A 23,258-nucleotide genomic window follows, 5' to 3' on the forward strand; every position below is an offset into this window, starting at 1 on the left:
ATTCAGTATTGCTGAACAGTGTTCCGAGATTTAGGGTTGCTGTTCATGAGCGCACACGTCGGCATCGTACTCGTGTCCCACAGCGCCGAGCTCGCGGCAGGTCTCCGCCTGTTGGTGCAGCAGATCGGCTCCGACGCCGTTCCCATCGCCACCGCGGCAGGAACCGACGACGGAAGGATCGGCACCAGTTACGACCTCGTCCTGACCGCCATCAAGGACGCCGACCGGGGCGGCGGTGTCCTCGTCCTGCCCGACCTCGGCAGTTCCGTCCTGACCACCCGCACCGTCCTGGAAGACCATCCCCGCCCCGATGTGGTCATCGTCGACGCCCCCTTCGTCGAGGGAGCCGTCGCCGCCGTGGTCGCCGCCGCGTCCGGTGCCGACCTGCACACCGTCGCCAACTCCGCAGAAGAGGCCCGCCATGTCCGCAAGCTCTGACACCACCCCCGGCACCTGCCACGAGGCGCAGGTCGTACTCCCGGCCAACCTCCACGCCCGCCCCGCCGGCCGACTCGCCCGCGCCGCAGGCGGATTCACCAGCACCATCGAACTCACCCACAACGGCAGGACGATCAACCCCACCGGTGTCCTCGGAGTCATGGGCCTGGGCGCCACTGCCGGAAACAGCGTGACCGTACGGGCCACCGGCCCCGACGCCCGCGAGGCAGTCGCCGCACTGACCGACATCCTGGCGAACGCCGAGTGACCCCCGTCCCAGTGGGCGAGGCTGAGGACGAGTGCGCCGACCAGGGGGCCGGGACGAAGAGGCGGAACAGGATGAGGGCGGGCGCGGCCATGAGCAGGCCGCAGGGTCGGCGCTGCCCGCCGCGACGTAGTCGTCGTCGGTGAACAGCCGCAGGGTGATCTTCTCGTCCGGCCGTGCCGGGAACAGTCGGTGCGGTCGGTGCGGTTGCATCGGTCGAGGCCTATTTTTCCAGGAGGACAGTTTCATGACCGATCGGCCGCTGACGCTCATGGCAGTGCACGCCCACCCCGACGACGAGGCCACCGGAACCGGCGGGGTCCTTGCGCGGTATGCGGCGGAAGGGATTCGCACGGTTCTCGTGACCTGTACCGACGGCGGTTGCGGTGACGGACCGGGGGGTGTCAAGCCGGGGGAGCCCGGGCACGATCCGGCGGCGGTCGCCCTGATGCGCCGTCAAGAACTCGAGGCGAGCTGCGAGGTGCTGAAGGTCAGTGATCTGGAGATGTTGGACTATGCCGACTCCGGGATGATGGGCTGGGCGAGCAATGACGCCCCCGGATCCTTCTGGCGGACCCCCGTGGAGGCGGGCGCGGCCCGGCTTGCGGAACTCATGCGGCACTACCGGCCCGATGTGGTCGTCACCTATGACGAGAACGGCTTCTATGGTCACCCCGACCACATCCAGGCCCACCGCATCACGATGGCGGCGCTGGAGATGACCGATCTGACGCCGAAGGTGTACTGGACCACGATGCCCCGCTCGGGGATGCAACGGTTCGGCGAGATCATGCGGGAGTTCGGTGAGGACATGCCGGAGCCGGATCCCGCAGAGGCCGCCGCGCTGGCCGAGATCGGCCTTCCCGACGACGAGATCACCACGTGGGTGGACACCACCGCGTTCAGCGACCAGAAGTTCGACGCGCTGGCCGCGCACGCCAGTCAGGGCGAGAACATCTTCTTCCTCAAGATGGGCAAGGAGAGGTTCGGCGAGTTGATGGGCATGGAGACCTTCGTACGTGTCCAGGACGCCACCGGCGCGGCCGTACCCGAGAACGACCTCTTCGCCGGACTGCGCTGATCCGCCCGGCGCAAGGGGTGTCGCGCGCCGCTGTCCGTGCCCAGCTGGCGGAGATGGCTTTCGAGCTGTTTCGCCACGGCGCTCGGCCGCTCGGTCGGCTCTTTCATCTGGGCACGGGATCCGGTGACGTCACTCGCCGAGCAGGCGGCGCAGCCAGGTCAGGCGGGCGGCGCATGCCGCCTGGGAGAGCGCGGCCTGCGGCATCAGCGTGTCGAAGCCGTGGAAGCCGCCGGGCCACACATGGAGTTCGGCCGTGCCGCCGGCCTGCCAGATACCGGAGGCGTAGGCGACGACCTCGTCCCGGAACGTCTCCGCCGAGCCGACGTCGAGGAAGGCCGGCGGCAGGCCGGAGAGGTCCTCGGCGCGGGCCGGGGCCGCGTGGGCGGGGACCTCGGGGGTGCCGCGCAGGTCGCCGAGGAGCGCCGTCCACCCCTGCTCGTTGGCCGACCGGTCCCATACGCCCCGGCCGGCCATCTGCACGGCGGACGGAGTGTCGTTGCGGTCGTCGAGCATGGGGCACATCAGCACCTGGCCGATGGGCCGCGGGCCCTTGCGGTCACGGGCCAGCAGGGTCGACGCGGCGGCCAGGCCACCGCCCGCGCTGGTGCCCGCCACCACGATGCGCGCGGGATCCCCGCCGATCTCGGCGGCGTGCCCGGCCGTCCACACGAGTCCGGCGTAGACGTCCTCGACCGGCGCGGGGTGCGGGTCCTCGGGCGCGAGGCGGTACTCCACCGAGACCACCACCGCGTCCAGCTGCCGCGCCCAGTCGAGTACGACCTCCACGCCGACCCTGTTGTTGCCGATCACCATCCCTCCGCCGTGCGCGAAGTAGAACACCGGCCGCGGACCGGCGGCGGCCCGCGCCGGCCGGCACACCAGCAACGAGAGGTCGGGGGCGTCCTCAGGACCCGGGACCACACGGTTCTCGACCTCGAAGAAGCCCGCGCAGCTCAGCTGCTCGTCGCTCGGGGTGGCGGCCCCCATGCCGGCCCGCAGCTCGCGAATCCGCTCGGCGTCGAAGGCGCTGGGCACTCGGGCGAGCAGGATCTCCAGAGCGGCGGCGAGTTCGGGATCGAACGGTGGCGGTGGCGGGGTCAGGGGCATGGTCTGTCTCCTCCCGGCGTACACGGTCTCCGTACGTACGCGTGTTCCTTGCGTACGACCACGTACGCGGCTCCTGTGCACATACTGGGCGAACGGAGCCGGAAGCCGGAGCCGCCATGTGGCGACGGTTCCCCGCCATGTGGCGGTGGCCATAGCCGCTGGTTGTACCCCCATTCACCATGATCTTCTACCGTGGCCGTCCCGGGGCGCCCTACGGTGCGGACGGAGCCGTGCCGGGCGGTGCACGCAGTCCTGTCCAATACCGTGGAAGAGGCCAACTCATGCTCCCGATAGATGTGTTGCTGCGCGAGTACGACCGTGCCCGCGCCTACACCGACGACCTGTGGCGCGACCTCACCCCGGACGAGGTGATCTGGCGCCCGCACGAGGAGTCCAGCGCGATCGGCTGGCACCTCGGCCACCAGGCCCATGTCGCCCACTTCATGATCCGCAACCTCACCGCGGCCGAGCCCAGTCCCGACCCGGAACTGGACGCCCTGATGGACTCGGCGAACCCGGAGAAGTTCCGCGGCACGCTGCCGACCGTCCAACGGCTCACCGAGTTCCGTACGACCGTCGCCGAACGCGTACACGCCCGCATCGGCGACATCGCCGCCGGCCGGGTCGGCGCCCCCGCCCAACTCGCCGTCGTGGCAACCCACTTGCTCACCACGCTCATCAACCACGAGTACCAGCACGACCAGTGGATCGGCGAGGTACGGGCGGACGACCTCGGCCACGCCCTCCCGTCCGACCCCGACAGCGAGCACGTACGCCGCATCGACGGCTATCTCGTCGTCGACGTTCCGTGACCACAGGGAGAGAGTCACCCGTGACAAGCACCGCCCCGGACACCGCCGCCGGTACGCCTGCCGGGCCCGAGGCGCAGCGCCGCGTCCTCGCGGTCCTGGTCAGCAGCCAGATCCTGAGCGGGGCGGGTCTCGCGGCCGGTATCACCGTGGGTGCCCTGCTCGCGCAGGACATGCTCGGCTCCACCGACCTCGCTGGTCTGCCCAGCGCCCTGTTCACCGCGGGTTCCGCCCTCGCCGCCGTCACCATCGGCCGCATCTCCCAGGCCCGCGGCCGCCGACCGGGCCTGGCGGCCGGGTACCTGACCGGCGCCGTCGGCAGCGCGGGCGTCATCGCCGCGGCCGTCGCCGACAACCCCGTACTGCTGTTCATCGCGTTGTTCGTCTACGGCGCCGGAACCGCCACCAACCTCCAGGCCCGGTACGCCGGAGCCGACCTGGCCGAGCCCGCCCATCGCGCGCGTGCCGTCTCCACCGTCCTGGTCGCCACCACCCTGGGCGGCGTCGTCGGCCCCAACCTCGCCGCACCCACCGGCCACCTCGCCGACACCCTCGGCATCCCCACCCTGGCCGGACCGTTCCTGCTCTCCGGCACGGCGTACGCGCTGGCCGCCCTCGTCCTCGCCGTATGGCTGCGCCCCGACCCGCTGCTGCTCGCCCGCAGCCTCGACCTCCGGCAGCGGGCGGAGGCGAACAAGACGGACGGCACCGACGCGACCCCGACCTCGGCCCCGGTGCGAACCCGGGGTCCGGGGCTGATGCCCGGCGCGCTGACGATGATCCTCACCCAACTCGTCATGACCGCGATCATGACGATGACCCCCGTCCACATGCACGACCACGGCCACGGCACCGCCGCCTCCGGCCTCGTCATCGCCATCCACGTCGGGGCCATGTATCTGCCGTCCCCGCTGACCGGCTGGCTCGTCGACCGGTACGGCCCGGTGAAGATCGCCGCCGCGTCCGGTGTCACCCTCCTGGCCGCCGGAGTCACCGCCGCCGCGGCGCCCGCCGACTCCGTCGCCCTGCTCGCCCTGGCGCTCGCCCTCCTCGGCCTGGGCTGGAACCTCGGACTCGTCTCCGGTACGGCGATGATCACCGACGCCGTGCCGCCGGCCACCCGCGCCAGGACCCAGGGCCTGGTCGACGTCTCCATCGCCATCGCGGGCGCCACCGGCGGCCTCACCTCCGGCCTCGTCGTCTCCGCCGCCGGCTACCCGGTCCTCGCCCTGACCGGCGGCATCCTCGCCCTCGCCGTACTCCCCGCGATCGCGGCCACCGCGAGCAGCCGCTGAGACGCTCCGGGGATTGAGCCTCATGCCGGCCGGGACCCCGGCCGAGGCCTGAGGAAGTCAGCCCGTGGAATCTGCCGTCAGCAATGGAGTCGACCTTCTTAGGGCTGGCAGCCCACCGAGTATTTGTCCTATGACGTATTTTCTATGTCCTAGGTCCAATGCTATGGTCGGCTCGGGAGGTGGACGGCATGCAGATCAGCGGGACGACCGCGGCCGAGATCGCCGGCAGTGTGCGGGACCTGATCGCCTCGGGCGAGCTGGCTCCGCAGGACGTGCTGCCGCCCGTGCGCACGCTCGCCGAGGAGCTGGGCGTGAACCGGAACACGGTGGCCTCCGCCTACCGGCAACTCGTGGCCGCGGGCGAGGCCGAGACGCGCGGGCGTGGCGGGACCGTAGTGACCGGGGTGCCCCAACTGGCCGGCGAGGGCGCCTGGTTCGGGGGCAGGCTGACCGATCTGGCCAGCGGCAACCCGGACCCGCTGCTGCTGCCGGACCCGCTCGGCGCGCTCCGCGGCGGCGGGTACCGGCCGGCGCTGTACGGGGCGCCGCCGGTCGACGAGCGGCTGGCCGAGTGGGCCGCCGGACAGCTCGCACCCGACCTCGACGGCGGCGGTTTCCGCGTCCTGGCCACGCATGGCGCGGTCGACGCGACGGAGCGCCTGCTGAGCGCCTACCTGACGCGCGGGGACGCGGTGGCGGTAGAGGACCCCTGCTTCCTGGCGAGCATCGGCACGCTCCGGCTGAACGGTCTGCGGACGCTCCCGGTGGCCGTCGACGGGCAGGGCATGCGCCCGGAGGCCCTGCGCGCGGCCCTGGAGGGCGGGGCGCGGGCGGTGGTGTGCACGCCCCGTGCGCACAACCCGACCGGCGTGAGCATCACCCGGGCACGCGCCGCCGAACTCCGGGCGGTCCTCGCCGATCACCCCCAGGCGCTGGTCGTCGAGGACGACCACTTCTGGGCGGTGTCCCGCGCCGGCTACCACCGGATCACACCGCCGGGGACCTCCCGGTGGGCGCTGGTCCGGTCGGTGTCGAAGTTCCTCGGCCCGGATCTGCGCCTGGCCCTGGTCGCCTGCGACGAGGAGACCGCGACCCGCCTGGAGACCCGCCTCAACACTGGTACGACGTGGGTGAGCGGGCTGCTCCAGCACACCGCCCACGCCCTCCTCACCGACCCGGACGTCACCGCCCTCACCGCCAGGGCGCGCGAGACCTACGGACAGCGCAGCACGCTGCTCCTGGCCCGGCTCGACGAACGCGGGATCGGCGTCCGGGACGGAGCCCCGCCGGACGGGCTGAACGTGTGGATCCCGCTGCCGACACCAGCGCGCCCGGTCGCGGACGCGCTCGCGCGGCGGGGCTGGGCGGTCCAGCCCGGCGACCTGTTCACCGCGGGAACCTCCGTGCCCCAGGCCCTGCGGGTGACGACCTCCACGCTCACCGAGGAACAGGCCGACCGGTTCACCGACGACCTCGCCGACATCCTGCACCGCTCCAGCCGGCACTGACCGGCCACCCACAGAAAGGCCGGCTTCGGTCATGCGTACACACTTCATCGTCCACGAGTCCTTCGAGGCCCCCGGGGCCTACGAGGACTGGGCCAGAGCCCGCGGGCACGAGATCAGCCACTCCCGTGTCCACGAGGGCGATCCGCTGCCCCGAAGCGCGGACGGCATCGACCTGCTGATCGTGATGGGCGGCCCGCAGCGGCCCAGCACGACCACCGAGGAGTGCCCGCACTTCGACGCCGCCGCCGAGAAGGCGCTCATCGCCGCCTGCGTCGCGGCGGACCGGGCGGTCATCGGGATCTGCCTGGGCGCCCAGCTAGTCGGGGAGGCGCTGGGCGCCGCCTTCGACTCCAGCCCGAACACGGAGATCGGCTCCTTCCCCGTCTCCCTCACCGACGCCGGTCGCGAGCACCCCTTCCTCGCCGGCCTCGGCGACACCTTCGACACCGGTCACTGGCACAACGACATGCCGGGCCTGACCGCCGACGCCACCGTGCTCGCCACCAGCGCCGGGTGCCCCCGCCAGATCGTCGGCTACAGCCGGTACGTGTACGGCTTCCAGTGCCACATGGAGTTCACCCCGGCCTGTGTCGAGGCCCTGATCGAACACTCCGAGAAGGAACTGGCCACCTTCGCCGACCGCCCCTACGTCCAGCAGCCCGACCAGCTCCGGGCCAACGACTACACCGAGATGAACGCCAAGCTGATGACGTTCCTCGACCGGCTCGCCGCGGACCACACCGGCCGCGAGTAGTTCTCACGTCAGCTCCAGCAGCCCCCGCCGCACCGCCTCCGAGACCGCCGCCGCCCTGTTGTCGACGCCGAGCTTCCGGTAGATGCGCACGAGGTGGGTCTTGATCGTCGCCTCGCTGAGATACAGGGACCCGGCGATGGCACGGCTGCTGTTGCCGTCGGCCATCAGCCGGACCACCTCCCGCTCACGCTCCGTCAACTCCGGTATCGGAGCGGCCACTTGGCCCACGAGGTCGCCGACGATCCCGGGCGCGAGCCCCATGCCGCCCGCCGCGGCGCCACGCACCGCCCGGAAGAGGTCCTCGGGCGGTCCGGCCTTGAGGACGTAACCGCGCGCGCCGGCCTCCAACGCCCGTACCACGTCGGCGCGTCCGGAGTAGCTGGTCAGCATCACCACGGGCACCTCCGGGGCCCGAACCGTGAGCGCGCGCACCGCTTCGACGCCGTCGCCGATGCCGCCCCGGCCCGTGCTCTCGAAACGCAGGTCCATCAGTACGACATCGGGTGCCAAGGACTCGGTGAGCCGGACCGCCTCCCCGGGGTCGCCCGCCTCCGCGATCACGTCGAGATCCGGTTCGCCCTCCAACAGGGCCCGCAGCCCCGCCCGTACGACGGCATGGTCGTCCGCGATCAGCAGGCGGAGCGGGGACGGCGTCATCGGACCGCCGCCGTCGGGCTCGGTGCCGTCAGCAGGCCGGAGCGGGTGCGGACGGGGACCGTGGCCCGGATGCGGGTGCCCCGGTTCGGGGCGCTGTCGACGGTCAGATCACCGCCGTACTCCCGAAGCCGCGCCCGCGCCGCCGGCAGACCGAAGCCGCGGCCCGCCGGGGACGCGCCGTCCGTACGGGCGAGGCCGAAGCCGCGGCCCGGGAGGTACTCGCCGCCCGCGCGGACGAGGTCGAAGCCGATGCCGTCGTCGCGCACCTCCAGTTCGACGCGGTCGGCGGCTCGGCGGAGGGTGACGAGGACGCTGGTGGCGCGGGCGTGCTCGCGGACGTTGGCGAGCGTGCTCTGGGCCACCCGGAACAGGGTGAGCGCCGCCTGTTCGTCGAGGTCGGGGCGGTGTACGCCCGTCGAGTGGAACCGCACCTCCGGCGCCGTGCCCTCCTCCCGCGCCCGCAGGCACAGCAGTTCGAGGGCGCCCTCCAGGCCCTCCTCGGCCACCACCGACGGGGTCAGGTCCCGGATCATCCGCCGGGTCTCCGCGAGGCTCACGTCCAGGCCGTCGGCGACCGCGCGCACCCGGGTGCGCGCCACGTCCGGCCGTTCCTCCCAGTCCCGTTCGGCGGCCTGCAACAGCATCAGGCTGCCGGAGAGTTCCTGCGCGAGCGTGTCGTGCAGGTCGCGGGCGATGCGCTCACGCTCGCCCAGCACCCCGGCCCGCCGCTGCTCCCGCGCCAGCACGTCACGGGTGCTGCGCAGCTCGTCCACCAGGCGCTGGCGGTCGACGGCGACCCGCTGCTGCGCCTGGTACAGGGCCACCGTGCCCCACACGGCCGCCACCGGGATCAGCACCAGCTCGGGGTCGAACCCGCCCGCGCTCCTGGTGAGTTGGGCGATCAGTACGAGGGTGACGGCACCCGTCGCGACCCGCGCCGCCCGGCGTCCGAGCGCCCGCAGGGCCGCGCAGGCCAGCGGCACCGCGCACCACACATAGGCGCCGGTCAGGGGCGAGGGAGTGAGGGCCGTGAGGTACGCCCACAGCAGGATCAGCGCCGCCACCCAGCCGTGCCGGGTGAGCGGGCCCAGCCGGCGCCACAGCAGCAGGCCCGCCGAGTAGGTCATGGCGAGCAGCGTGCTGGCGGCCACGATGTCCCAGCACAGCGCGATGTTCAGCCGGGCCAGCCGGACCAGCGCGGCACCGACGACCAGGAAGAACACCAGGTGCGCAAGGTGGCGGGGAGCGAACCGACTGCCGGGGACCGGCGGTGACGGGTGGGCGGGGCCCGGGTCGGACACGACAAACCCCCTGGAGAGATGATCCGTCGGGGCGGCCGAGTCTATCCGTCGGCTGTATGGGCGATGTGAAGAGCGGGGCCCCGGTCGATGGCGCCGGGGCGCGGGCGACCGGAGCCCCGCGGTGCGTCAGGCGCCCGGGTGCAGTCCGGGCCAGCCGGGCGTGGGGTCGCCCCTGACCTCGCCGAAGTAGAGGGCGAAGGTCTGCTTCCAGCGCTCCACCGCGGCGCGGTCGGCCATGAACTCCGGGAAGCCGTCGAGATGGGCGTTCGGGTACTCCCAGATCGGCCGCAGACCGCCGGCCGGCGTGACGTCGGTCCGTACCGACCAGCCGTTGAAGGCCTTCTGCTGCGTCTCGGCGGACAGCTGCCAGTTGAGGTAGAGCTTGGCGGCCGTCGGGTTCCCGGCCTGCTTGAGCACGGCCGCGCGCTGACCCCAGGCCATGAACGGGTGCTTGTCGGCGATCACGAACCTCGCGGGCGACGACGAGTTGGGCACCGCCGAGCCCGCAGTGCCGACGCCGATCGCCTTCTGCCCGGCGAAGACGGCATCGCCCGGCGAGTTGCTGCCGCGCGCGAACCGCACGTCCTGCGTGGCGAGTCGGGCGACCCAGTCCCAGCCGTACTTCTGGACGTACAGCGTGTAGAGGTAGAGGACGGCGTCGTCGTCGTGCGGGTACGACGAGGCGATCCTCCCCTTCCACTTCGGGTCGACCAGGTCGAGCGGGTCGCGGGGCGCGTCCGAGCCGACGGCCGCCGTGCCGTACAGGAAGCTGAACGCGATCGCCGCCACCGCGACCCACGCGCCCTGCGGATCCCGGAACCCCTCGTACAGCTTCGAGAACCCGGCGGGCTTGTAGTGCAGCAGCCGCCCCTGCCGCTTCCAGCGGACGAAGTCCTGCAAGGTCTGAAGCTGTACGACGTCGGGGACGAGGGTGTCGGTGGCGAACTGGTTGTCGACGCGGACGTCGTGGTACTTGCTGTAGTCCACGATCAGCGTCAGGTCGATGTCGGGGAAGCGGGCCTTGAACGCGGCCTTGGTGCCGTCCTGCTGGGTCGGGGTGTCGCCGCCGGAGTAGACGACGAGCTTGCCGCCCTCCTCGAGCGCGGCCCGGTAGAGCTCGTCGAGGGTGCGGGTCTCCTCGGGGCCGCCGGAGTTCCGTGCGGCGGCCGAGGCGGCCGAGGCGTTGGCACCGGCCACGCCGATACCGAGGGCGGCGCCCGCCCCGGTGGTGAGGACACGCCGTCTGCTGGGGAAGCTGGACACGCTGAGGAGACCTCTCTGCTGGGGGTGACGTACGGCCCGGGCGCCATGGGCGTTCGTCAGTCTGGCGCGGGGGAGCGGCGGGCCGCGTCGTCCGTACGGATCGATGGGCGGCCGCAAGATGGAAACGCCGTTCAACCGAACGGTTGAAGCCCGGCGGTCGTCCCTCTTCGGCCGCCTTGGCCGATGTGCGCCCTTTCAGCCCGCCCGGGCGGTGTCCACACTGCGAGGCAGGGGACCGACCGGGGGTGCGGATGGCTGCGCGGCGCAAGGCACGGAGACGGCGGAAGGCGCGGGGCCGGGCGGTTCCGTCCGGCGGTGGGCTGCTGCTCGGCCTGCTGGTACTCGCCGTGTTCTGGTCGAGGATCTGGGTGTACGTCGTCGTACTCGCCGCGGTCGCCGCCGTCGGCGGGCTCGGCTGGTGGCTGTGGCGCACGGACCGGCTGGTGCGCGGCCGTGACCGGGAGTGGCGGCGGCAGGACGCGGTGGCCGCGGGGCGTCGGACGCTCGCCGAGGTGGACGGCATGACCGGCACGGAGTTCGAGGACCTGGTGGCCGCGCTGTGCCGGCGGGACGGGTGCGCCGAGGTGCGAAGGGTCGGCGGGGCCGGCGATCAAGGGGCCGATGTGGTCGGGCGGTTGCCGGACGGGCGGACCATGGTCGTGCAGTGCAAGCGGTACGCGCCGAGTGCCGTCATCGCGAGCCGTGAGGTGCGTGATCTGCTCGGTTCGAAGGTGCACTTCGGGATGGACGTCGCGGTGTTCGTGACGACGACCCGGTTCAGCAGACAGGCCATGGACGTCGTTCTCAAGAACGGCGTCATCGCCGTCAACCGCGATCTGCTGGGATCGTGGAACAGCGGCGCCTCGCTGCCCTCGCTGATGGGTGTGAACGGTTCCGGGCAGGGTGACGCCACGCACCGGGCGCGCTGGCGGACGACGTACGGGCGGCAGAAACGGCGACGCCCGGGCCGCCCCCTGCGGGACGGCCCGGACGCCGTATGACCGGTGTGGATCAGATGTCGACGCGGTCCGCGTTCGACACCTTCACCCAGGCGGCGACGAAGTCGTTCACGAACTTCTCCTTCGCGTCGTCCGAGGCGTAGACCTCGGCCAGCGCGCGCAGCTCGGAGTTCGAGCCGAAGACGAGGTCGGCACGGGTGCCGGTCCACTTGACCTCGCCGGTCGCGTCGTCACGGCCCTCGAAGACCGTCTGGTCCTCGGAGACCGACTTCCACGTCGTGCCCAGGTCGAGCAGGTTGACGAAGAAGTCGTTCGTCAGCTTGCCCGGGGTCTCGGTGAGGACGCCGTGCGCGGTGTTCTGGTAGTTGGCGCCCAGGACACGCAGGCCGCCGACGAGGACGGTCAGCTCGGGGGCGCTCAGGCCGAGCAGGTTCGCCTTGTCGAGCAGCAGGTACTCGGCCGGGAGGCGGTTGCCCTTGCCCTGGTAGTTGCGGAAGCCGTCGGCGGAGGGCTCGAGCGCGGCGAAGGACTCCGCGTCCGTGTGCTCGTCCGTGGCGTCCACGCGGCCCGCGGTGAACGGCACCTCGACGGCCACACCGGCGTCCTTGGCGGCCTTCTCCACGGCGGCGGCGCCACCGAGGACGATCAGGTCGGCCAGGGAGACCTTCTTGGCGCCGGAGTTGAACTCCGCCTGCACGCCCTCCAGGACCCGCAGGACCTGCGCCAGCTCGTCGGGCTCGTTGACGTCCCAGCCGGCCTGCGGCTGGAGGCGGATACGGGCGCCGTTGGCACCGCCGCGCTTGTCGCTGTTGCGGTACGTGGAGGCCGACGCCCACGCGGTGGAGACCAGCTGGGACACGGACAGGCCCGAGTCGAGCAGCTTGGCCTTCAGGGCCGTCACGTCGGCGGCGTCGATCGCCGCGCCCTCGGCCGCCGGCAGCGGGTCCTGCCACAGCAGGGTCTCCGCCGGGACCTCCGGGCCGAGGTACAGCGACTTCGGGCCCATGTCACGGTGGGTCAGCTTGAACCAGGCGCGGGCGAAGGCGTCCGCGAACTGGGCCGGGTTCTCGTGGAAGCGCTTGGAGATCTCGCCGTAGACCGGGTCGAAGCGCAGCGAGAGGTCGGTGGTGAGCATCATGGGGAGCTTCTTCGAGGCGCTGTGGGCGTCGGGGATGACCGCCTCGGCGTCCTTGGCCACCCACTGGTTGGCGCCGGCGGGGGACTGGGTCAGCTCCCACTCGTAGCCGAAGAGGATGTCGAAGAAGTCGTTGCTCCACTGGGTCGGCTTGGTGGTCCAGGTGACCTCCAGGCCGGAGGTGATCGCGTCGCCGCCCTTGCCGGAGCCGTAGGTGGAGGCCCAGCCGAGGCCCTGGGCCTCGATCGGGGCGGCCTCGGGGTCGGCGCCGACCAGGTCCGCGTCGCCCGCGCCGTGGGTCTTGCCGAAGGTGTGGCCACCGGCGATGAGGGCGACGGTCTCCTCGTCGTTCATCGCCATCCGGCGGAAGGTCTCACGGATGTCGCGGGCCGCGGCGATCGGGTCCGGGTTGCCGTTCGGGCCCTCCGGGTTGACGTAGATGAGGCCCATCTGGACCGCGCCGAGCGGGCTCTCCAGCTCGCGGTCGCCGGTGTAGCGCTGGTCGTCCAGCCACACCGTCTCGGGACCCCAGTAGACGTCCTCCTCCGACTCCCAGACGTCCTCGCGGCCGCCGCCGAAGCCGAAGGTGGTGAAGCCCATCTGCTCCAGCGCCACGTTGCCGGTGAGGATCATCAGGTCGGCCCAGGACAGGCTCTGGCCGTACTTCTTCTTGACCGGCCACAGCAGACGGCGGGCCTTGTCCAGGTTGCCGTTGTCCGGCCAGCTGTTCAGCGGCGCGAAGCGCTGCTGGCCGGCGCCGGCGCCGCCGCGGCCGTCGGAGATGCGGTAGGTGCCCGCGCTGTGCCAGGCCATCCGGATCATCAGCGGGCCGTAGTTGCCGAAGTCCGCCGGCCACCAGTCCTTGGAGTCCGTCAGGATCTCGGCGATGTCCTGTTTCACGGCCGCCAGGTCGAGGCCGTTGAAGGCCTCGGCGTAGTCGAACTCCTCACCGAGCGGGTTCGCCACGGCCGGGTTCTTGGCGAGGATCTTCAGGTTGAGGCGCTCCGGCCACCACTGGCGGTTGCCGCCGCCCTGGGTGGGGTGCAGGGCTCGCCCGTCATGCGCTACCGGGCACTTCGCCTCTGCGGCGTTGTTCTCAGACATGGGAATCCTTCCGGGGGGTTGGTGCTCAGGCCGTGCGTGCGGTGGAACAGTCGGGGCACAGGCCCCAGTAGATGACCTCGGCCTCGTCGATGGCGAAGCCTCGGTCGTCCGAAGCGGTGAGACAGGGGGCATGACCGACCGCGCAGTCGACGTCGGAGACGGCGCCGCAGGACCGGCATACGAGGTGGTGGTGGTTGTCCCCGACCCGTCCCTCGAACCGGGCGGGGCTGCCGGGCGGCTCGATACGGCGGACCAGGCCGGCCGTGGCGAGGGCGTGGAGTGCCTCGTACACGGCCTGTAGCGATATGTGGCCGACACGCTCGCGCACTCCCGAGGCGATCGCCTCGACGCCGAGGTGGTCACCGTGGCGGACGGTCTCGAGCAGCGCGACGCGGGCGGCGGTCACCCGCAGGCCGGCACCGCGCAGCTCATCGGCGGTGGACGGGGTCCCGGGTGAAGTCATGGCGCCAACCTACCCCCATAAACACGAACGGTTCAAGAAAACGAACCGTACAGGTTTGGTGTCGGGGGAGTGGCCTGAGGGACGCGAGGTGATGTCCGGGACGCGCTGTGGCGCCCACGGGGCGAGCGTGGGCGCCACGGTGCCGCCGATCATCTGGGTGGCACTGAGTCGGATGTGACGTCAGTCACCTCCGGGGCTCTCGCGCGGGGCGGTCGCCGCTCGGGAGCCCACCAGTAGCAGGCACAGGACCGCGACGCCCGCGACCACGCCGGTGAGCAGGAGCAGGGGGTCGAGGGGACGGGTGGTGGAGGCGGCGTTCTGGAGGTCCGGGGCCTGCTGGACGGCGGTCGCGGAGGCGGGCGACGGGGCGGGGTCCGCGGCCGCCGGGGCGGCGGCCGACGCGCTCTGGCCGACGTGACCGGAGCCCTTCGTGGTCATGGGCATGGTCATGGAGGGCATGGCCGCGGCGGTGGAGCGCCGGGTGGGCGCGGGCGCCGGGGTCGCCGGGTGCCGGTGCACGGTCGGGGTGGGGGCCGGCTCCACCACGAGCCGCGCCGTCATGTCCGGGTGCACGGTACAGGCGTAGCCGTACGTCCCCGGCGTGCCGAAGGTGTGGCTCCAGCTGCCGCCCTTGCTCAGCATCGGGGAGTGGACCGCGGCCGGGCCGGAGCTGGTCTTCACGTCGTGGGGCGCCTGGTCCTGGTTGGTCCAGGTGACGGTGTCCCCGGCCGTGATGGTCAGGCTCCGCGGCGCGAACGCGTAGCCGGACATGGCGACTTGGTGACCGGCGGCCGCCCGCGCCGGTGGGGCGGGCAGGAACAGGGCGGCGGCCACGAGGAACAGGGCGGCGAGCAGGGCGGTCAGGCGGGGCATGTGAACTCCGCGGCGACGAGCAGCCGGATGCGGTCTGCGGGGCGGGTGCGGGACAGGGGCAGTCCGGTCGTACGACGGAGCGGGCGGTACGGCACCCGGAGCGTGCCGAGGACGAGCAGCCGCTCGGCGGTGCGCTCGACGACCCGCAGGCCGAGCACGGCCGGGAACGGCGCGTCGGCCAGGGCGAGTTCGCTGGGGACGTGCAGCCGGGTGGCCTCGTCCGTGGGCGTGAGACTCGTGCTGACGAAGGTGAGCGGTCGGCCGCCGAGCGGCCGGCCCGCCAGCTCCAGGCTCAGCACGCAGTCGTCGGAGTCGTGCGCCACGGTGAGGGTCGCGTCGAGGGCGGTGAGCCGGTGGCGCAGGGTGGTCAACGGGCCGAAGCGGGCGGTCAGTTCGGTGATGCAGCGGTCCGGTGCGGCGGTGTAGGTGCCGGGGTCGGGCAGCCAGTCGGGGCCCGGGCGGGGCGGTGGCAGGGGAATGGTCGGGAGGGTCTCTGTGGTCATCTCGGCACCTCGGTGTTCGGGCGGAGTGACGGGCGGGGAGAATGGAGCGGCGACGGGCCGGCCGACTGCGACTCGGCCGGCCCGTCGCCTCCTGCCGGGGGATCAGCAGGAGTTGGTGATGTAGTCCTCGGTGGGGGCGAGCAGGTGCTCGGCCCAGACGGTGTGCATCTTCACGTAGGCGTCGGGGTCGAGGATGTCCGCGACCTGCTGGCCGAGCGACTCCTCCAGGTGCGCCGAGTCGATGTGCTGGAGCAGCACGCTCAGCGTGTCGTCGGAGACGCTGCCGGCACCGTTCACCGCCGGGGTGAGGATCGACTCCAGCCAGACGGTGTGCATCTTGATGTAGCTGTCGAGCTGGAGCGCGTCCTGGACCTGCTGCCCGGGCGACTCCTCCAGATGCGCCTTGTCGATGTGCTGGAGGATGGGCAGCAGCACCTGCTGGACGCTGACGCACTGCTCGTCGCCGCCGTCGTCCCCGCCGCTCGAACCGCCGGAGCTGCTGCCCCCGCCGCTCGAACCGCCGCCGCTGCCACCGGAGTCGGAGCCACCCGTGGTCCCGCCCGTCGAGCCACCGGTCGAGCCGCCCGTGGACCCGCCGGTGGTGCCTCCGGTCGAACCGCCGGAACTGCCCCCGCTGTCGTCGGCGACCACGGTCACCGAGGCCGTCATGTCCGGGTGGACCGCGCAGTAGTACTCGTACGTGCCGGCCTTGGTGAAGGTGTACGACCAGCTGTCCCCCTTCTCCAGGGTCCCCGAGTCGAACTTGGCCGGGCCGCTGGTGGTGGTGACCGTGTGCGGAGCGGAGTCCTCGTTGACCCACTTCACGGTCTGGCCGACCTTCACCGTCAGCTTCGGCTGCGCGAAGGCCATGTCCTTGATCTCGACGGTGTGGTCGGCCGCCGCGGCGTCCGTCGCCGCCTGGTCCGTGTCCGCCATGGAGTGGGCCTCGGCGGCGGGCTGGGCGGTCTGCGGGGCCGCGGCGCCGGTGGACGCCTGGAGCAGACCGAGACAGGCGACGGCCGCGAGGCCGGCGCCCAGCCCGGTGGCCAGCAGCACCCGGTTGCCCGCCCGGGAGCGTCGGTGGGCGGCCGGGGGTGCGGTGGTTTCCTCTGTGTGCATGGTGGTGGGTCTCCCTTGTGAGATTCGCCGGTACGGCGAGGGGGGTGGGACAGGTGCCGGTCAGCGGCCGGGAGCGGACGTGACCAGCAGACTCGTCGCGGCGAGTACGACGAGGACGAGCCCCGTCTCGGCCGCGACCGAGTGGACGAAGGGCCGCACGGTGGCGCGGTCGCCGCGCAGCAGTACGGCGATGTCGAGCCGCGTCCGCACCCAGCCCCGGCTGCGCTGCGCGAGCGCCAGTACCAGGGCCAGCACGGCGAGTTTGAGCAGCAGGAGGCGGCCGTAGCCGGTGTGCAGGAGGGCACCGAAGGAGCCCACGACCTGCCAGGTCAGCACCGCCCCGGCGGCCACGATCGCGGCGACCGAGACCCCGGCCAGCGTGGAGTAGCCGGGCACGACCGCCGACAGCTCCTCGGGCCGGCGCCGGGGCAGCACCCCGAGCAGCAGCAGCGTCAGACCGCCGAGCCACAGCGAGACGCCGAGCAGATGGACCAGGTCGGCCACCGCGCCCCAACCGGGGTGCGTGCCTTCGGAGTTGTGCCCGGTCATGCTCGTCGTGCGCAGCAGCCCGAGGCTCACCGCCAGTGCGCCGACCCGCCAGCCGGGTGAGCGCGCGGCCCGGTCCCCGCCTTGCAGGACGGCGGCCAGGACGATCGCGGCCAGCACCCACATCAGCACCCGGCAGGCGGCCACGACGCCGACCTCGGTGCCCAACAGGTCGGTGTAGGTGGCGCGTTGGAACACGTCGCCGAGCGTGCCCAGCGATCCGTACGCCCCCTGGAGCCCCGGCGCGAGCAGGCTCGCCGCGAGTCCGGTGGCCCAGGAGAGGGTGAGGAGGCGGCGGGTACGGCGGTCCAGGGTGCCCTGCGGCCACAGCAGCGCTAGGAAGGCCAGACCGCCGACGTACAGGGCGAGGGCGAGGTAGCCGGCCCAGCGGACGGTGACCCAGGCGGTGTGCACGGCCTCGGACGGCTCGGGCGCCGTCGGGGCGGCGGCATCGGGCGCGGCCTTCGCGGCGAGGCGGAACGAGAGTGTCCCGGACGTGGGATGCCCGTCCTTCATGTCAAGTACCTGCCAAACCAGTGCGACGCGGCTCCGTCCGGACGTCTTCGGGACGGTGACCTCGACGGTGTCGTCGCCCCGACCGCTCCGGTGGACGGTCAACTGCCTGCCGTCCGCGGTGACATGGACGTCGTCGAGTTCGACCGGCTCACTGAAGGCGAGCCGGACGGTGGCCGGGGTGCGGGCGAGCCGGGAGCGGTCGGCCGGGGACGAGGACTCCAGTTCCGTATGGGCGAAAGCGGGTGGCGCGGCGAGCAGCAGGGCGGTGAGGGCGGTCAGCAGGACGGTGAGGAGCGAGGGCGCACGGCGTCTCACGGAAGCACCTCCGAGAGGACCGAGGGCGAGGGGGCCACGCCGACGCAGAGGGACGAGAGGACGCCGGTCGACGTGGACGCGGAGGGGGACGGGGTCGGCGTGGCCGGGGTGAGCAGGCCGTCCAGCAGACCGGTCACCGAGGTGGTCACGCCGTTCAACAGGGGCTTCACGAGGCTGACTTCACCCTCGTCGCAGCTGTCCGTGGGCGTGCGGGAGGGGGACGGCGTCGGTGTGGCGGACGGCGAGGGCGTGGTCGTGGGGTCGCCGCCCGCTCCGCCCGTGCCGTGATCGTGGCCGTCGCTCCCGCCCGTGGGCGCCGGGCCGCCGGCCACCGGAACCAGGGCGGCGCCCCCTCCTGCCCGGTAGCCGCCCCCGGACGTCCCGCCGCCGGTGTCGGTGTCGGGCGGGCCGGTCTCCGAGCGGGCCGTGGGCTGGTGAGGTGTCGGCGAGGCCCCGGATGCCGGGGGCGAGGTGGTGGTGACGGTCGTCGGTGCCGGGGCTCCGATGCCCGAGGCGTATCCGAGGACGACGACCACGGCGGCGACGAGTGCGCCCGCCACGATCTCGTCGCGATGGTCTCCTGGCCAGGACGCCCTGGCGAAGAAGGACATGGTCCCTCCCTGACGCTGCGCGTGGAACGACGGTGACCAGGAGTGGACCGATGCGACGATTCCCGTCCGCTACGCGTCAGTTAATCGGCCGTTTCATTGCCTCATTTTCGACAGGGGGTGGGTTGTGAGAACGGACCTCCCCGCCCGAATGCGCGCATTGCATTCCGTGAAGGAAAAGAAGAGAGCGTGAATTCGAACGCGCACGGCATTTATTTCTTCACGTAATCGCCGTGAATGCATATGCCTGCGGACGTCACGCCTCTCACACCGTCCCTCCCGCCTCTGTGCGTCACGTGTAACCCCTGATGACGACCCCAGGAGACACCCGTGTAATGGGCATTTCGTACCGTCGGGGAAGATCCACCCGCACGGAACGAGCAGGAGAGGCAGGGGGTGCCCGTGGCCGCGCCGGACTCGCGGAAGGCCAGCACGACGACGGCTGCGAAGGTGCGGACGGTCTGCTCGTACTGCGGTGTGGGCTGCGGTCTCGTCCTCGACGTGGGCATGGGCCCGGACGGCCGTCGTACGGTCCTGAAGGCCTCCGGCGACAAGGAGCACCCGGCGAACTTCGGCCGGCTGTGCACCAAGGGCGCGACCACCGCCGACATGCTCGCCGCGCCCGGCCGGCTGACCACCGCCCTGGTCCGGCCCGAGCGCGGCGAGGAGCCGGTGCCGTCCGGCGTCGGCGCGGCGATCTCCGAGACGGCGAAGCGGCTGCGCGCGATCGTCGACGAGCACGGGCCCGACGCCGTCGCCCTCTATGTCTCCGGGCAGATGAGCCTGGAGGCGCAGTACCTGGCGAACAAGCTGGCCAAGGGGTTCGTCGGCACGAACCAGATCGAGTCGAATTCACGTCTGTGCATGGCCAGCGCGGGCACGGGCTACAAGCTGTCGCTCGGCGCCGACGGCCCTCCGGGGTCGTACCAGGATCTCGACCGGGCGGACCTCTTCTTCGTCATCGGCTCCAACATGGCCGACTGCCACCCCATCCTCTTCCTGCGCATGATGGACCGGGTGAAATCGGCGGGCGCCAAGCTGATCGTCGTCGACCCGCGGCGCAGCGCGACCGCCGAGAAGGCGGACCTGTTCCTGCAGATCAGGCCCGGCACCGATCTGGCGCTCCTCAACGGACTGCTGCACCTGCTGTACGAGAACGGGCACACCGACGCCGAGTTCATCGCCCGCAACACCGACGGCTGGGACGAGATGCCGGCCTTCCTCGCCGACTACCCGCCCGCCGCCGTCGCCGAGATCACCGGCATCCCCGAGGACGACATCCGCGAGGCCGCCCGGCTGATCGGCGAGGCGGGGGAGTGGACCAGCTGCTGGACCATGGGCCTCAACCAGTCCACCCACGGCACCTGGAACACCAACGCCCTGGTCAACCTGCACCTGGCGACCGGTGCGATCTGCCGTCCGGGCAGCGGGCCCTTCTCCCTCACCGGGCAGCCGAACGCCATGGGCGGGCGGGAGATGGGCTACATGGGCCCCGGTCTCCCCGGCCAGCGGTCCGTGCTGGTCCCCGAAGAGCGGGCGTTCGTCGAGGAGTTGTGGGGGCTGGAGCCGGGCGCGATCCGCGCCGACGGCGTCGGCAAGGGCACCGTCGAGATGTTCCGGAAGATGGCCGACGGCGAGATCAGGGCCTGCTGGATCATCTGCACCAACCCCGTCGCCTCCGTCGGCAACCGCAAGACGGTCATCGAGGGCCTGGAGGCCGCCGAGTTCGTCGTCACCCAGGACGTCTTCGCCGACACCGAGACCAACGCCTACGCCGACGTCGTCCTGCCCGCCGCCCTGTGGACCGAGACCGAGGGCGTCCTCATCAACAGCGAACGCAACCTCACCCTCGCCCGCCCGGCCGCCGACCCACCCGGCGAGGCCATGGCCGACTGGCGGCTCATCGCCGCCGTCGCACGCGAGATGGGATACGAGGACGGCTTCTCGTACGACAGCGCCGAGGAGATCTTCGAGGAGCTCAAGCGGGCCTGGAACCCCAAGACGGGCTGGGACCTGCGCGGAGTGACGTACGAGCGGCTGCGGGAGACGCCGGTGCAGTGGCCGGCGGCGAGCGCGGACGGCCCCGACCGCAATCCGATCCGGTACGTCGACGAGGACGGCGGTCTCACCTTCCCGACCGCCACCGGACGCGCCGCCTTCTTCGCCCGCCCGCATCTGCCGGCCGCCGAAATGCCGGACGACGACTACCCGTTCGTCCTCAACACCGGGCGTCTGCAGCACCAGTGGCACACGCTGACCAAGACGGCGAGGGTGCCCAAGCTCAACAAGCTCAACCCCGGCCCCTTCGTGGAGCTGCACCCACGGGACGCGGCCGAACTCGGCATCACCGAGGGCGACTCGGTGGAGGTCGCCTCGCGGCGCGGCCGGGCCGTGCTGCCGGCGGTGGTCACCGACCGTGTGCAGGTGGGGAGTTGCTTCGCGCCCTTCCACTGGAACGACCTGTTCGGCGAGTACCTCAGCGTCAACGCGGTGACCAGCGACGCGGTCGATCCGCTGTCCTTCCAGCCCGAGTTGAAGGTCTGCGCGGTGTCGCTGAGCAAGGTGTCGACGCCGGTGACGGTACGAACTCCCGTCGCGCAGCCGGTGGTTGGGACGACGGTCGAGACGGCTGAGATCCCCGCGCTCGTCGGAGCGGCCGCCCCGGCCGCGTCCGCCGCCGCGGGCGCCTTCGGGCTCGAACCCGCTCCGCCGCCCGTGCTGACCGCCCCCGAGCGGCAGTACCTGGTCGGCTTCCTCGCCGGCATCCCCTCCGGCGCCTCGGGCGTGCCGGTCCTCCCGCCCGACGCGCCCTTCAGCCCCGACCACGCCCTGTGGGTGAACGGCGTACTCGCCGGGATGTACTCCAGGACGGCGACCCCGGCACCGGTCCCGCCCACGGCGACCGCGGGGGCCGTCGTGACCCGTGAGGTCGTCATCCTCTGGGCCTCCCAGACCGGCAACGCCGAGGACTTCGCCGCCGCGACCGCCGAGCGGCTCAAGACGGTCGGGCACGCGGCCTCCCTGTTCGGCATGGACGAGGCCGACCCCGCGACGCTGCCGCCCGGTGCCGATCTGCTGCTGATCACCAGCACCTTCGGCGACGGCGACGCCCCCGACAACGGCAGCGGCTTCTGGGAGACCCTGGCCGCCCCCGACGGCCCGCGCATGGAGGGCCGCCGCTACGCGGTCCTCGCCTTCGGTGACTCCTCCTACGACGACTTCTGCGGCCACGGCCGCCGCCTCGACCAGCGCCTCGACGAACTGGGCGGACTGCGGCTGGCGCCACGCACGGACTGCGAACCGGACTTCGAGGACGCGGCGCACGGCTGGCTGGACTCGGTTCTGACGGCGCTCTCCGATACGGCGGGAGGGTTCGCGGGTACGGCGGAAGCGCTCGCCGGTACGCCGGAACCGGGCCCCGCGCTCGCGCCGACCGTCGCCCCGGCCCCCTCCGCTACGGCGACGGCTCCGGCCCCCGCCCCGGCCGCGCCCCGCAGCAGGAAACCCGCCCCCGTCCTCGCCCGCCTCACCGGCAACCGTCTCCTCAGCCTCCCCGGCGCCGGCAAGGAGGTGCGCCGGTTCACCTTCGACACCCGGGACAGCGAGACACCCCTGCTGTACGAGGCCGGCGACGCACTCGGGGTGCGGCCGCTCAACTCCCGTGCGCTGGTAGAGGAGTGGCTGAACGTCACCGGCCTCGTCTCGGACCGCGCGGTCGACGTGAACGGCGTCGGCGAGGTCCCCTTCGACGAAGCGCTGCTCCGCCATCTCGACATCACCCGCGTCACCCCCGGCTTCCTCCGCTTCGTCGCCGAACGGGCCCGCGATCCACGGGAGTTGAAGAAGCTCATGCGGCCCGACAACAAGGGCGAGCTGGCCCGGTGGTCGTGGGGGCGGCAGGCGGTCGACGTGGTCGCCGAGTACGGGGTACGGGCGGAGGGACAGGAGTGGGTGGAGGCGCTGGGGCGGTTGCAGCCGCGCCTGTACTCCATATCGTCGAGTCCGCTGACCGACCCCGCTCTGGTCTCGCTGACCGTCTCCGTCGTCCGCTACGAGAACCTGGCCGGCCGGCCCCGCCAAGGTGTCTGCTCCCCGTTCATGGCTGACGCCGAGCCGGACACCCCGGTGCCGGTCCACGTCCAGCGCTCCAGCCACTTCCGCCCGCCCGCGGACTCCGCCACGCCGATGGTGATGGTCGGCCCCGGCACGGGCGTCGCCCCCTTCGTCGGCTTCCTGGAGCAGCGCCGGGCGCTCGGTCACCGGGGGCCGAACTGGCTGTTCTTCGGTGAGCAGCACCGCGCCACGGACTTCTACTACGAGGACGAGCTGACCGGCTTCCTCACCGACGGCACGCTCGACCGCCTGGACACGGCGTTCTCGCGCGACCAGCGGGCGAAGGTGTACGTCCAGGACCGGATGCGTGAGCACGGGCCGCTGCTGTGGTCGTGGCTTCAGGACGGGGCGCACTTCTATGTGTGCGGCGACGCGTCCCGGATGGCCAAGGACGTCGACGAGGCGCTGCGGGACATCGCCGTGCTGCACGGCGGGATGGACGAGGCGGGGGCGGCGGCGTACGTGAAGCAGCTGGCCACCGACAGGAAATACGTCAGGGACGTCTACTGACCTGCGGACTACCCTG

General features: G+C 72.1%; 20 protein-coding genes. 9 read left to right on the plus strand and 11 right to left on the minus strand.

Going from position 1 to position 23,258, the window contains the following annotated elements; genetic code table 11:
* The first annotated feature begins 45 nt into the window (after nt 1-45).
* The 3 genes from dhaM (at nt 46) to ACQEWB_RS36980 (ending at nt 1,784) form a co-directional block, all read left to right on the plus strand.
* Nucleotides 46-438 (plus strand): dihydroxyacetone kinase phosphoryl donor subunit DhaM, encoded by a 393-nt coding sequence (gene dhaM / locus ACQEWB_RS36970; protein WP_432838926.1) that lies wholly within the window; start codon nt 46-48, stop codon nt 436-438.
* Entirely contained in the window at nt 422-706 is a 285-nt protein-coding gene (locus ACQEWB_RS36975) for an HPr family phosphocarrier protein (RefSeq protein WP_432838928.1), read from the plus strand. The genes dhaM and ACQEWB_RS36975 overlap by 17 nt, the downstream gene beginning before the upstream one ends.
* A 244-nt stretch (nt 707-950) precedes the next feature.
* On the plus strand, nt 951-1,784 hold the full coding sequence (locus tag ACQEWB_RS36980; protein WP_432838930.1) for a PIG-L family deacetylase: 834 nt from the start codon (nt 951-953) through the stop codon (nt 1,782-1,784).
* Between the two features lie 129 nt (nt 1,785-1,913).
* Here ACQEWB_RS36980 and ACQEWB_RS36985 read toward each other — a convergent pair whose 3' ends face one another.
* On the minus strand, nt 1,914-2,885 hold the full coding sequence (locus tag ACQEWB_RS36985) for an alpha/beta hydrolase (RefSeq protein WP_432844207.1): 972 nt from the start codon (nt 2,883-2,885) through the stop codon (nt 1,914-1,916).
* 287 nt (nt 2,886-3,172) lie between these two features.
* On the opposite strand from ACQEWB_RS36985, the gene ACQEWB_RS36990 reads away from it, so the two are divergent.
* The 4 genes from ACQEWB_RS36990 (at nt 3,173) to ACQEWB_RS37005 (ending at nt 7,257) form a co-directional block, all read left to right on the plus strand.
* Complete coding sequence (locus ACQEWB_RS36990; protein WP_432838932.1) at nt 3,173-3,703, plus strand: DinB family protein; 531 nt, start codon at nt 3,173-3,175, stop codon at nt 3,701-3,703.
* A gap of 20 nt (nt 3,704-3,723) precedes the next feature.
* A complete protein-coding gene (locus ACQEWB_RS36995; protein ID WP_432838934.1) occupies nt 3,724-4,995 on the plus strand; it encodes an MFS transporter in 1,272 nt (423 codons plus the stop codon).
* 188 nt (nt 4,996-5,183) lie between these two features.
* On the plus strand, nt 5,184-6,503 hold the full coding sequence (locus ACQEWB_RS37000) for an aminotransferase class I/II-fold pyridoxal phosphate-dependent enzyme (RefSeq protein ID WP_432838936.1): 1,320 nt from the start codon (nt 5,184-5,186) through the stop codon (nt 6,501-6,503).
* 31 nt (nt 6,504-6,534) lie between these two features.
* Nucleotides 6,535-7,257 (plus strand): glutamine amidotransferase-related protein, encoded by a 723-nt coding sequence (locus ACQEWB_RS37005; RefSeq protein ID WP_432838938.1) that lies wholly within the window; start codon nt 6,535-6,537, stop codon nt 7,255-7,257.
* 3 nt (nt 7,258-7,260) lie between these two features.
* On the opposite strand, the gene ACQEWB_RS37010 is transcribed toward ACQEWB_RS37005, so the two are convergent.
* The 3 genes from ACQEWB_RS37010 to ACQEWB_RS37020 all read right to left on the minus strand — a co-directional run bounded on the left by ACQEWB_RS37010 (nt 7,261) and on the right by ACQEWB_RS37020 (nt 10,478).
* Nucleotides 7,261-7,914: a response regulator transcription factor gene (locus tag ACQEWB_RS37010; protein WP_432838940.1), complete on the minus strand. Its 654-nt coding sequence runs from the start codon at nt 7,912-7,914 to the stop codon at nt 7,261-7,263.
* Nucleotides 7,911-9,215 carry a sensor histidine kinase gene (locus tag ACQEWB_RS37015; RefSeq protein ID WP_432838942.1) on the minus strand — a complete coding sequence of 435 codons (1,305 nt, stop codon included), beginning with the start codon at nt 9,213-9,215 and terminating at the stop codon, nt 7,911-7,913. Before ACQEWB_RS37015 ends, ACQEWB_RS37010 begins: the two co-directional genes overlap by 4 nt.
* Before the next feature lie 126 nt (nt 9,216-9,341).
* Entirely contained in the window at nt 9,342-10,478 is a 1,137-nt protein-coding gene (locus ACQEWB_RS37020; protein WP_432838944.1) for an ABC transporter substrate-binding protein, read from the minus strand.
* A gap of 251 nt (nt 10,479-10,729) precedes the next feature.
* On the opposite strand from ACQEWB_RS37020, the gene ACQEWB_RS37025 reads away from it, so the two are divergent.
* Nucleotides 10,730-11,479, plus strand: coding sequence for a restriction endonuclease (locus tag ACQEWB_RS37025; protein WP_432838946.1), 750 nt, complete (start codon nt 10,730-10,732; stop codon nt 11,477-11,479).
* A gap of 10 nt (nt 11,480-11,489) precedes the next feature.
* Here the strand turns inward: ACQEWB_RS37025 and katG are convergent, their stop codons facing one another.
* The 7 genes from katG to ACQEWB_RS37060 all read right to left on the minus strand — a co-directional run bounded on the left by katG (nt 11,490) and on the right by ACQEWB_RS37060 (nt 18,622).
* Nucleotides 11,490-13,676 carry a catalase/peroxidase HPI gene (gene katG / locus ACQEWB_RS37030; protein ID WP_432838948.1) on the minus strand — a complete coding sequence of 729 codons (2,187 nt, stop codon included), beginning with the start codon at nt 13,674-13,676 and terminating at the stop codon, nt 11,490-11,492.
* 25 nt (nt 13,677-13,701) lie between these two features.
* Nucleotides 13,702-14,139, minus strand: a complete 438-nt coding sequence (locus tag ACQEWB_RS37035) for a Fur family transcriptional regulator (RefSeq protein WP_432838950.1) — start codon at nt 14,137-14,139, stop codon at nt 13,702-13,704.
* 180 nt (nt 14,140-14,319) lie between these two features.
* The gene (locus ACQEWB_RS37040; protein ID WP_432838952.1) at nt 14,320-15,012 is read right to left on the minus strand and encodes a cupredoxin domain-containing protein; all 693 of its coding nucleotides are present in this window, start codon (nt 15,010-15,012) and stop codon (nt 14,320-14,322) included.
* On the minus strand, nt 15,000-15,515 hold the full coding sequence (locus ACQEWB_RS37045; protein ID WP_432838954.1) for a hypothetical protein: 516 nt from the start codon (nt 15,513-15,515) through the stop codon (nt 15,000-15,002). Before ACQEWB_RS37045 ends, ACQEWB_RS37040 begins: the two co-directional genes overlap by 13 nt.
* Nucleotides 15,516-15,617: 102 nt before the next feature.
* On the minus strand, nt 15,618-16,634 hold the full coding sequence (locus ACQEWB_RS37050) for a cupredoxin domain-containing protein (RefSeq protein ID WP_432838956.1): 1,017 nt from the start codon (nt 16,632-16,634) through the stop codon (nt 15,618-15,620).
* 60 nt (nt 16,635-16,694) lie between these two features.
* Nucleotides 16,695-18,011, minus strand: a complete 1,317-nt coding sequence (locus tag ACQEWB_RS37055) for a CopD family protein (protein ID WP_432838958.1) — start codon at nt 18,009-18,011, stop codon at nt 16,695-16,697.
* Nucleotides 18,008-18,622 carry a hypothetical protein gene (locus tag ACQEWB_RS37060; protein WP_432838960.1) on the minus strand — a complete coding sequence of 205 codons (615 nt, stop codon included), beginning with the start codon at nt 18,620-18,622 and terminating at the stop codon, nt 18,008-18,010. Before ACQEWB_RS37060 ends, ACQEWB_RS37055 begins: the two co-directional genes overlap by 4 nt.
* Before the next feature lie 399 nt (nt 18,623-19,021).
* Here ACQEWB_RS37060 and ACQEWB_RS37065 point away from each other — a divergent pair, with 399 nt between their 5' ends.
* On the plus strand, nt 19,022-23,242 hold the full coding sequence (locus tag ACQEWB_RS37065; RefSeq protein WP_432838962.1) for a molybdopterin-dependent oxidoreductase: 4,221 nt from the start codon (nt 19,022-19,024) through the stop codon (nt 23,240-23,242).
* Nucleotides 23,243-23,258 lie beyond the last annotated feature (16 nt).

Source organism: Streptomyces sp. CA-249302, from assembly GCF_050936785.1.
Taxonomy (GTDB): domain Bacteria; phylum Actinomycetota; class Actinomycetes; order Streptomycetales; family Streptomycetaceae; genus Streptomyces.